This window comes from Candidatus Neomarinimicrobiota bacterium (assembly GCA_022560655.1).
Taxonomy (GTDB): Bacteria; Fidelibacterota; Marinisomatia; order SCGC-AAA003-L08; family TS1B11; genus JADFSS01.
Map to the genome: position 1 here is coordinate 4,515 of JADFSS010000078.1, position 4,625 is coordinate 9,139.

Genomic DNA, 4,625 nt, shown 5'->3' on the forward strand with positions numbered 1-4,625 from the left:
ACCCCCGGCGCCGGCTTGATGTCGTCCAGCGTGGCAAAGCCGGCCAGGCTTTCACCCGCCAATGCCAGTTGCACCAGGTCGGGCCGGAAGAAAGTCTCGGCATAGTTGTCCATGCTGTAGACTTCGTTGCCTACCCTTACGTTGAGATGCTTGGCGCCGTTGGGGGAGGCGTCGTAGTAGCCTTCCGGGGTAATGGAGACCCACTCACCGTCGGTGAACGAAACCAGTTTGACGATTTCTTCACCGGTTTCGACATCCCAAATTCTGATCGTACCGTCAATGCTCCCTGACACGGCATATCGGCCGTCCGGGGAAAAGGTGACGGAACTAACCCAACCAGAATGACCCTCAAATATGCGGATGTTACTTCCGCTGGCGACCTCCCACAGCTTCAGGGTCTCATCAAAACTCCCCGCCGATAGGATGTATCGGCCATCAGGCGAAAAGGCCGCGGAAGTAACATGTTTTGTAAAGGTACGGCTTTCCTGGCCACTGGAGACCTCCCATAGCTTGAGGCTAGAATTTTTGCTCCCCGACAGAATAAATTTACCCTCCGGGGAGGATGCCACAAAATTAATCGGAACTCTATGCCCCTCAAAGGTGCGGATTGCCCGATATTTAGTGAGATCCCAGAGCTTGAGGGTCTTATCCCAACTTCCAGATACGATAAATTTACCATCCGAGGAGAATGCCACAGAATAAATCGAACCTTTATGTCCTTTAAAGGTGCGAATTGCCCGACTCTTGGTTATTTCCCAGAGTTTCAGGGTTTTATCTTTGCTTCCAGACAGGGCAGTGCGGCCATCAGGGGAATAAGCTACCAAAGTAATATGATCCTTGTGCCCATTGAAGCTGCGGATTTCCCGGCCGCTGGAGATGTCCCATAGCTTTACGGTGTTGTCCCTACTCCCCGACAGGGCAGTGCGGCCATCAATGGAAATGACGACTGAATGGACACTGTGGGCATGCCCCCGTAAGAGGCTTTCCCGGCCACTGGAGACCTCCCAAATCTTGAGGGTACCATCCGTACTCCACGACAGAGCAGTACGGCCAGCGGGGGAAAAGGCCACGGATGCCACAGCTGTGGCATGCCCCTCAAAGGTGCGGATTTCCCGGCCGCTGGAAAGGTCCCAAAGCTTGACTCTACCCACTAGGAGATCACCGGCCCCCGACAGGGCAGTGCGGCCATCAGGGGAAAAGACGACGGAATTAACCGATGCAGAATGCCCTATAAAAGTCCGGATTTCCCGGCCGCCGGAGATGTCCCACAGCTTGAGGGTTTTATCGTCACTCCCCGACAGAGCATAGCGACCATTGGGGGAAAAAGTCACGGAAGTTACATCGTTGGAATGTCCTACAAAGGTGCGGATTTCCCGGCCGCTGGTGATGTCCCACAGCATGAGGGTCTTGTCATTGCTCCCAGAAAGGGCGTGGCGGCCGTTTGGGGAAATGGCCACGGATTTGACACTTTCGGCATGCCCTTTAAAGGTGCGGACTTCCCGGCCGCTGGCCACTTCCCACAACTTGAGAGTCTTATCCGCACTCCCCGACAGGGCAGAGCGGCCATCCTGGGAGAAGGCAACGGAATAGACCACACCTGCATGCCCCAGCTGCACAAAGACTTCCGGTTTGCTCTCTTGGGCGGGAACTACGCTTGAGAGGCTGTATGCGATTATGGCTGGATTTAATATTCTAGACATGATGCTCCTCCTATTTGCTATTCTCATGGCAGCCCGATCAGCACCGGCGGGGTGTCCTTGAACTGGGGCATGACCATGCCGATGTCGGCGTTGATGTAAGTGGGGTCGCAGATGAGGTATTGCTCGCCGCGGTAGCCCACGTGGGCGCCGGGGAGCCGCTGGCTGAACTGCACCGCCGTGGCGATGTGCCCCGGATAGTCCAGCCCCACCACCGGCAGCCCCACCAGCTCCCGCACCAGGTGGGCAAAGAGGATCGAGCGGTCCTCGCAGTCGCAGCTGCCGTAGTAGAGGGTCTCATCGGGGATGAGGTACTTCTCCCGGCCAAACTGCTGGTCGTCGGTCTGGTACTCGAAGGCGGTCTGCACGAAGCGCAGCAGCATGTTCACCGCCTCGGCTTCCGATTTGCCGTCAATCAGTTTGCCCATTGAACTCAGCAGACGATAATTCACGGACGGCGACACGGCGGCGTTGAAAAACACCGCCATGGGGGTCAGGGGATAGTAGCGGTAGAGTTCGACAATATCCTTGTTGACCACGGTGGGCACACGGTATGGGGTACCTTTGTAGGTGAACGTCCGTATGCGGTTCTCATGGGCGGTATTCAAGGCCGGCACCGTGCGGACGGAGAAATCCATGAGGGTCTGCGCTGCCGCATAATCGCCCTTGTAGATGTACACAGAGGCGTGTCGGCCGCCGGGCGCCTCGCCGAAGGCGATGGTGTAGTACTTCTGTTGACTGCCCTCAAACCTGAAGAAGGGGATACTGTAGATCTGGTCGCCGGAGGGCAGCAGGAGCAGAATCCGGTCCGAGGTGTACCCTACCTTGGCGTCATAGCCCGACTTGAGCAGCATGAACCAGGTGAACAGGTCCACCAGGTGCTCCTCGTTCCCGTACATGGCCTCACCGATCCGCTTGAGCAGCAGGCCGTAGCCCCAGTCGTTGAGGTCCAGCTGCTGCCGGACATGCATGGCCTGCCGCAAGGTGGACAGATAGTCCGTGCGGGTGATCTGCTCCCAGTAGTCACTGACGAACTGCTTGCCGATGCTGCCCTGCGGGCGCCGGGCCATCTCGCCGTCTATCTCAAAGCCCAGCCGCATGCCGAGGAACTTGATGGTCAGTGCCCGGCTGTGTTTCACTTTCACCGCCCGGGGCATTTCCAGCTGCGCGGGCTTCGGCGCGGGCTTGGGCTTGGGAATATCCGGGGCCGCCACGGGATTGGTTACGGGGGGCGGTTTGGGCTGATCCTTCTCCTTGGGTGGTTTATACACCGGGATCTTCACCGGCTTGGGGGTTTCATCAGGCACGATCCCTTTGAAGGCGTTGAGCTTTTCCCACTCGGCCTTCAGGAAAGCGGAAAACTGCTGGTCCTGCTGCTCCTGGTACTCCTGGAATCCGGCCTGCTGTTTCTCGAGCCAATCCTGGTAGGCATCCTGAGCATGGAGGGGCATTAGTGTGAGGGGAAGAATCGCAAACAGACGGTGAAGATAACGAGTCATGGTAACCCCATTTCAGTAATAAACTTCAAGAATCTCTCGTAGTAATCCGGGCCTGCCACGGTATTCAACCAGGCTAAATATGCCACCCAGGCGGTTTCCCGGCTAATTCTGACTACGACTGTGGCCTGCCACTGGTTGTTAATCTGTTCGTCATTGATATTTGCAATGAGAATCCCTGATAGATCGAGAGGCTGGTGAGGAGGTGACTTGGGGAAATCAGGAAATTTATGGTACGTCGACCAATCGCTAGTCGACCGTCCATACTCAATGAATAATCTATGTACAGCATCAATTTGCACCTGAAAGACAGCAATCAGATCACGTCGAGCCTTCAATGCGCCCCTGTCGCGGGCTATTAATAGGCTATTGGATTCCCCTCGGCCAACTCCGTAGAAATAGGTTGAATCGGCCCTTTCCATCGCCAACATTTGGTCGCCGGCACTGGGCTGGGTCCGGACGGATGGCAAAAAACCGACGCAGGCAGAAAAAGCGGTTACCAACAGGAATAAACTGGTGCGGAGCACGGCCCCCCCGAAGTATGGAATAGCAGGAAACTGATCTTGCTACAAAAAAGTGGACACTACGAGAAGTCATATTGCCTGTTTGAACTTCATGTTTTCATACTCGACTGGGGATCTATATCCCAAGGTTGAGTGCTTTCTGGTCCTATTGTAAAAGCCCTCTATGTACTCGAACAGAGAGCGCCTGGCCTCTGCCCGTGTGCGGTAGAGTTCATGATGGACCAGTTCAGTCTTCAGGGTATGGAAAAAACTTTCCGCTACAGCATTGTCGTAACAGTTACCTCTGCCGCTCATGCTCTGGATCGACCTTGACCGGCTGAGCAGGGCAACGAACGGTTCACAGGCATACTGCACGCCCCGGTCCGAGTGGAACACCAGGTCCGGAAGCGGTTGGCATCCTTTAACGGCCATCTGGAAGGCCGGTATGGTGGTGTCGGTGGCTTCCATCGTCTCACTCATGGACCAACCGACGATCTTCCGGTTATAGAGATCCATGATCACCGTCAAATACAGCCAGCCCTCCAGGGTGCGGATATAGGTGATGTCAGAGACCCAGACCCGGTTAGGAGCCTCGGCCTGGAACACCTGCTCCAGCAGGTTCGGCGCAACCGCATGCTTGTGTTTGGAGTTGGTGGTGGCCTTGAACTTCCTCCTGGCTCTGGCCCTGATATCGTGCTGGCGCATCAGCCTGGCGACCCGCGGGCGGCTGCAGGCGAGGCCCTGGTCCTTTAGCTCAGCGGTGATGCGAGGACTTCCATAACGACCTTTGGATGAGTTGTGTATGCGCCGGATACTATCCAGCAGCAGACGGTTCTGTGCCGCCCTTTTGCCCTCTCCTGATTGGTTCCAGCAATAGAACCCGCTCCGGCTTACGGCCAACGACAGGCACATCTTCTCCACACCAAATG

Annotated in this window: 4 protein-coding genes; all 4 read right to left on the minus strand. The window is 56.2% G+C overall.

Features of this window, described 5'->3' with window-relative positions; all coding sequences use genetic code 11:
• Positions 1-1,700: myosin kinase (locus IH971_09780; protein MCH7498127.1), on the minus strand; the 1,700-nt coding region annotated here is incomplete at its 3' end.
• Positions 1,701-1,723: 23 nt separating this feature from the next.
• Entirely contained in the window at positions 1,724-3,196 is a 1,473-nt protein-coding gene (locus tag IH971_09785; GenBank protein MCH7498128.1) for a hypothetical protein, read from the minus strand.
• The gene (locus IH971_09790; protein MCH7498129.1) at positions 3,193-3,720 is read right to left on the minus strand and encodes a hypothetical protein; all 528 of its coding nucleotides are present in this window, start codon (positions 3,718-3,720) and stop codon (positions 3,193-3,195) included. Before IH971_09790 ends, IH971_09785 begins: the two co-directional genes overlap by 4 nt.
• A gap of 66 nt (positions 3,721-3,786) precedes the next feature.
• Positions 3,787-4,625: IS3 family transposase (locus IH971_09795; GenBank protein ID MCH7498130.1), on the minus strand; the 839-nt coding region annotated here is incomplete at its 5' end.

Excerpts from the sequence above, each read along its gene's own strand:
- IH971_09785 (MCH7498128.1), bottom strand. The coding sequence starts at position 3,196 with ATGACTCGTTATCTTCACCGTCTGTTTGCGATTCTTCCCCTCACACTA.